At 36.3% G+C, this 5,192-nt stretch carries 6 protein-coding genes; 3 read left to right on the top strand and 3 right to left on the bottom strand.

All coding sequences use genetic code 11. The features are described from left to right. The coding region (locus tag AC22ZQ_RS12345) for a 1-acyl-sn-glycerol-3-phosphate acyltransferase (RefSeq protein ID WP_318959075.1) at nt 1-991 on the bottom strand (991 nt) is incomplete at its 3' end. Between the two features lie 92 nt (nt 992-1,083). On the opposite strand from AC22ZQ_RS12345, the gene AC22ZQ_RS12340 reads away from it, so the two are divergent. The 3 genes from AC22ZQ_RS12340 (at nt 1,084) to AC22ZQ_RS12330 (ending at nt 3,063) form a co-directional block, all read left to right on the top strand. Next, on the top strand, nt 1,084-2,295 hold the full coding sequence (locus AC22ZQ_RS12340; RefSeq protein ID WP_318959074.1) for an anthranilate synthase component I family protein: 1,212 nt from the start codon (nt 1,084-1,086) through the stop codon (nt 2,293-2,295). A gap of 3 nt (nt 2,296-2,298) precedes the next feature. Then, nucleotides 2,299-2,658, top strand: coding sequence for a globin domain-containing protein (locus AC22ZQ_RS12335; protein WP_318959073.1), 360 nt, complete (start codon nt 2,299-2,301; stop codon nt 2,656-2,658). Nucleotides 2,659-2,733: 75 nt separating this feature from the next. Beyond that, the gene (locus tag AC22ZQ_RS12330) at nt 2,734-3,063 is read left to right on the top strand and encodes a hypothetical protein (RefSeq protein WP_318959072.1); all 330 of its coding nucleotides are present in this window, start codon (nt 2,734-2,736) and stop codon (nt 3,061-3,063) included. A 128-nt stretch (nt 3,064-3,191) separates the two neighbouring features. On the opposite strand, the gene gdhA is transcribed toward AC22ZQ_RS12330, so the two are convergent. Together gdhA and AC22ZQ_RS12320 are read right to left on the bottom strand one after the other, a co-directional pair. After that, on the bottom strand, nt 3,192-4,544 hold the full coding sequence (gene gdhA / locus AC22ZQ_RS12325) for an NADP-specific glutamate dehydrogenase (RefSeq protein WP_318959071.1): 1,353 nt from the start codon (nt 4,542-4,544) through the stop codon (nt 3,192-3,194). A 291-nt stretch (nt 4,545-4,835) separates the two neighbouring features. Next, a partial coding sequence (locus AC22ZQ_RS12320) for an OmpA family protein (protein WP_318959070.1) occupies nt 4,836-5,192 on the bottom strand: 357 nt, incomplete at its 5' end.

The raw sequence follows: 5,192 nt of genomic DNA, 5'->3' as shown, positions 1-5,192 counted from the left end.
GGTATTGAAGAATATTATGAATGAGTCCGTAAATAAAAACAGGGATGGCGAGAAGTATAAACATTACAGCCAATAATACTTGTCTGAAAAACATAGTACTTCTAAACCTTCTGTCTAAAAAATCTGCACGGATTTGCATTTTATCTAAGCGCCACTTAATACCATCTACCTTAGATTGAATTTCCTGTATGAGCCAAGGCTCTGATAAGTTAATTTCAATCAAACTCGCTGTAATATCTTTGAGGTGGTTTACTTCAGCCTTAACTCCTTTATCTTTTTGCTTAATGTATTTAGAGTTTAAGATTTGATGAAGACTTTCTACCAGTTCATCCTCTTCTTTATTTTGGGTAGTTACAAGTACCTTCTCTAAGCGTGTTCTAAAGTTTTCTGTAAGTTTCCTACTTGCTCCAGAAGGGTTGTTGATGTACTCCTCTAGGTAGGGTTGAACAGGTTTGGGTTCATCTATGTTTACTAAAATTTTAGATCTAAATTTTTCCGGTTGAGAGTAATTTAACCCTACCGCAACAACTTTTAAATTCAATTTACCTTCATTCCTCTTTTCAGTTTCTAAAGCAATGCGGGCTGTACCTGTTTTTAAATTTCTAAGTATCCTTTCTTTGTAACTGGTGCCCTCAGGAAAAATTACCAAAGTTTTCCCTTCTTCTAAACGCTTATAGCATTCTTCAAAAGATTGTGTGTTATCTACGCCTTTTGTTGTACCTTCTCCTTGACGGTTAATTGGAATCATGTTTAAACTTCTTAGGACTCTTAATTTGAATTTAGAGTCAAATAAGGTAGCCTTAGCCATGTAATAAATTGGCTTTTTAGAAATCATGCCTAATACCCAAGCATCCATTAATGTGTTGGGGTGGTTGGCAATGATAATGAGGGGACCATTCGTATTGAGGTGTCTTTTCTCGTTAATTTTTATTTCTTTGTAATACAAGCGTATTCCAATTCCAATTAAAAACTTAAGAATGCGGTAGACCATACAGTAAACTTTGTCTAGTGAAGATAAAAAAAATAATTCTGTATTGTTAACTTTGGGTAAGACAAACTCATGGTACAACTAAAAACTCTCAAATGAAAGACTTTCCTATAGTATATCTCAATAGTAATGATGGAAGTGGTCTCCTCGCTTTTGGTGAAGGACCTGTTATGAAAGCCAATGTTGGCAGTGCTCTTAAAGAATTATATGACTTTACCCAGGTCCATAAGGGGAAATATATGTTTGGTTATTTGGGCTATGACATTAAGAATGAAATAGAAGACCTAAAATCTGAAAATAACGATTACTTAGATTTTCCAGACTTGTTCTTTTATGTACCTAAATATGTCGTAGAGCTGAAGTCAGAAAATTTAATGTTTTTAAGTGGAGATAGAGATACTGAGGCTTTAGATTTTGTGGTTGATTTCCTAGAGAAAGAAATCATGGCGCAATATCCTAAACAGGAAATCCATTTTAAATCGAGAATTTCTAAAGAGGAATACATTGAAAAGATTATAAACTTAAAGGAACATATTCAACAGGGAGATATCTATGAAGTAACATTTTGTCAAGAGTTTTATGCGGAAAATGTGGATTTAATAGACCCAATGGGGGAGTATTTTAAAATGAATAATGTTACCCGTGCACCTTTCTCTTCTTACATCCAGTTTGAGGGGAATTACATTTTGTGTGGGAGTCCAGAACGTTTCCTGCAAAAGACGGGAGATGATTTGGTTTCACAGCCCATTAAAGGTACTAGTAAGCGTGGTGCCGATCAAGAGGAAGATGTGCGTTTGAGAGATTTGCTCACCAAAGATCCCAAAGAGAAAGCAGAAAATGTAATGATTGTGGATTTGGTGAGAAATGATTTGTCGAAAGTTGCTAAGAAAGGAAGTGTCAATGTAAGAGAGTTGTTTGGTATTTATTCTTTCGAAACTGTGCATCAGTTGATTTCAACCATTCATGCCGATCAAAAGGAGGGAACAACCATTGTAGAATTATTGAAAGCATTGTTTCCCATGGGAAGTATGACAGGAGCTCCCAAAATCAGTGCTATGGAATTGATAGAAGAATTTGAATCCTTTAAACGAGGGGTGTATTCTGGAGCTATTGGCTATATCAAACCAAATGGAGATTTTGACTTCAATGTTGTAATCAGGAGTTTACTTTACAGTAAAGCCAATAGATATTTAAGTTGTCCGGTTGGAGGAGCAATTACAATCAATTCGAATCCTGAAATGGAATACGAAGAATGCATAACCAAGGTTGATGCTATAATGAAGGCGTTAAATAATAGAGGGAAGTAAGTGATGACAATCTATGAGGTAATGGGAGAACAGGCCATTAAAGAACTCGTGAATAGGTTTTATGCTAGAGTTTTTGAGAGCCCAGTAATCTCTCATTTGTTTAAGAATGATATAGAAGAAATTAAAGATAAGCAGTTTCGCTTTTTATGTCAGTTTCTTGGTGGTCCGCAATATTATATCGAGAAATATGGTCCGCCCAGAATGCGTATGCGTCATATTCCACACGAAATTACAGAGGAGGCAAGAGACGAATGGTTGCGTTGTATGAAGGATGCCATTGATAGTATGGATTTAGGTGAGAATTTGAGTACGGCCTTATATAACTGTTTTCCAAAGCTTGCCAATCACATGGTAAATTCGTGAAAAAAAATATCCTGATTTATTATTATCGAATTAGAAAATGGAATATGTTTGTTATAAGAAATTAATCTTAATAGAATGAGTAAACCTAGAATTATGAAAGACTACGACCAATTGTCGGAGTCGGTAAAGGAGCAAATCAAATTGGTTTATCCACGTGGTTTTGCGCATCACTTAATTAGCTTTAATACGCAAAACGGTGATGAGAAAATGGGCTTACCTTTTGAAACGGATGATGTGTATTACTTGGTGCGCATGAACAGGGTTAAAGCGATTAGTATAGTAGAAGACGATGATGATTTCGATGAAGACGGAGTTTTAAGAGACGACGTTAGAGAGGAATATGAAGATAAACACGATGACGTTGACTACTTAGAGGAAAACGCTAACGACGACAACGATTTTTAAAAGAATTGAGCAAAAAATTGATAAGCTACTTCGCAAGGGGTAGCTTTTTTTATTTGAAGATTTAATTCTTTTCAAATAAAAAAGCCGACTCCTAAAAGAAGTCGGCTTTTTAAATATAGTGTTGTGAATTAGATCACACCTTGATCGATCATTGAATCTGCTACTTTTACGAAACCTGCAATGTTTGCACCTTTCACGTAGTCAATAGTTCCATCTTCAGTTTTACCGTAAGTAACACACTGCTCGTGGATATTCACCATGATATCGTGTAATTTCGTATCAACTTCTTCAGCAGTCCAGCTCATTCTTAATGAGTTTTGAGACATCTCTAAACCTGAAGTAGCAACACCACCAGCGTTAGAAGCTTTACCTGGAGAGAACAAGATTTTTGCCTCTTGGAATGATTCGATAGCTTCTGGAGTAGATGGCATGTTAGCACCCTCAGCAACACAGATACATCCGTTTGCTAATAATGTTTTAGCCTCTTCACCGTTCAATTCGTTTTGTGTAGCACATGGTACTGCAACATCACATTTAACTCCCCATGGTCTTTCACCAGCGTGGAATTCAAATCCGAATTTCTCAGCTAATTCATTAATTCTTCCTCTTCTAACGTTTTTCAATTCCATTAAGAAATCTAAGTGCTCAGAGTGGAATCCGTTCTCAGCGTAAACGTATCCTGAAGAATCTGAAACTGTAACAACTTTACCACCTAAGTGAATTACTTTCTCTAAAGCGTATTGTGCAACGTTTCCTGATCCTGAGATCGCAACAGTTTTACCACGGAATGTATCACCTTTCGTCGCTAACATTTCTTTAGCAAAGTAAATAGTACCGTATCCTGTAGCTTCTGGTCTAATTAAAGATCCACCCCAGTTACGTCCTTTACCAGTTAAAACACCAGTAAATTCGTTTCTAATTCTTTTGTATTGTCCAAACATGTATCCAATCTCACGTCCACCAACACCGATATCACCAGCTGGTACGTCAGTATTTGGTCCAATGTGACGTGCTAATTCTGTCATGAATGATTGACAAAAACGCATTACTTCATTGTCAGATTTTCCTTTAGGGTCGAAATCAGATCCACCTTTACCACCTCCCATAGGAAGTGTAGTTAAAGAGTTTTTAAAGATTTGCTCGAATCCTAAGAATTTAAGGATAGACAAGTTTACTGAAGGGTGGAAACGTAAACCACCTTTGTAAGGTCCGATAGCCGAGTTAAACTCAACACGGTATCCTCTGTTTACTTGTGCTTTCCCATTATCATCTAACCAAGGAACTCTAAAGATAATCGTTCTTTCAGGTTCAACGATACGCTCTAAAATGTTGTGTTCTTTGTATTTTGGATTATCATTCATGAAAGGGATTACAGTTTCTGCAACCTCTTCAACCGCTTGAATAAATTCAGCTTCATGTCCATGAATAGCTTTTACTTTCGCCATGAAAGCATCAATCTCAGCTTGGAATTTACTTGCCATTTTAATTTTTTTTTTGGTAAAGCAAATGTAATATAAATTTTATATTTCCGGGGTGAGTTAGGTTACAGAAAAGCCAGCTTAGGATTAAAATAATTGAAGACTTTTGTGGAGGGGTAGAGGTGTGTTTTTCTCTGTTGATTTACAGATGGTTATTTGTGGTGTAGAGGATTTTAGAAAATGATTTAGTGGGTGTCAAGATTTTAATTGAAAAAGTAGAAAGCCCTGCGCGCATACACAGGACTTTCTTTTAGTGAGCCGTTTTATGGAAGAACAGTTCATCAAACGCTAAACCTACTGCTTGACGACCCTAAATTCTGTTCTTCTATTTTCTTCGTGTTCAATGTCTGAACAATACACACCTTCAACACATTTGTTAATCGGTTCACTCTCACCGTAGCCTTTCCATGTTAATCTAGCTGGATCAATTCCTTTATTGATGAGGTAGTCCATCACAGACTTCGCTCTTTTATTAGATAAGTATTGGTTGTAATATCTTGTCCCACGCACGTCCGTATGTGATCCCAATTGAATTTCAATGTTTGGATTATCATTGAGTAGTTTTACCAAACTATCCAGTACTGGAGATGCATCTGCACGTATGTTCCATTTGTCGAAATCATAGTAAATGTTGTTTAAGACAATTGGTTT

The sequence above is a fragment of the Lishizhenia sp. genome (assembly GCF_057456495.1).
This window is presented reverse-complemented; position numbering and strand designations above follow the sequence as displayed.

Excerpts from the sequence above, each read along its gene's own strand:
- gdhA (WP_318959071.1), bottom strand. The coding sequence starts at position 4,544 with ATGGCAAGTAAATTCCAAGCTGAGATTGATGCTTTCATGGCGAAAGTA.
- AC22ZQ_RS12340 (WP_318959074.1), top strand. The coding sequence starts at position 1,084 with ATGAAAGACTTTCCTATAGTATATCTCAATAGTAATGATGGAAGTGGT.
- AC22ZQ_RS12330 (WP_318959072.1), top strand. The coding sequence starts at position 2,734 with ATGAGTAAACCTAGAATTATGAAAGACTACGACCAATTGTCGGAGTCG.
- AC22ZQ_RS12335 (WP_318959073.1), top strand. The coding sequence starts at position 2,299 with ATGACAATCTATGAGGTAATGGGAGAACAGGCCATTAAAGAACTCGTG.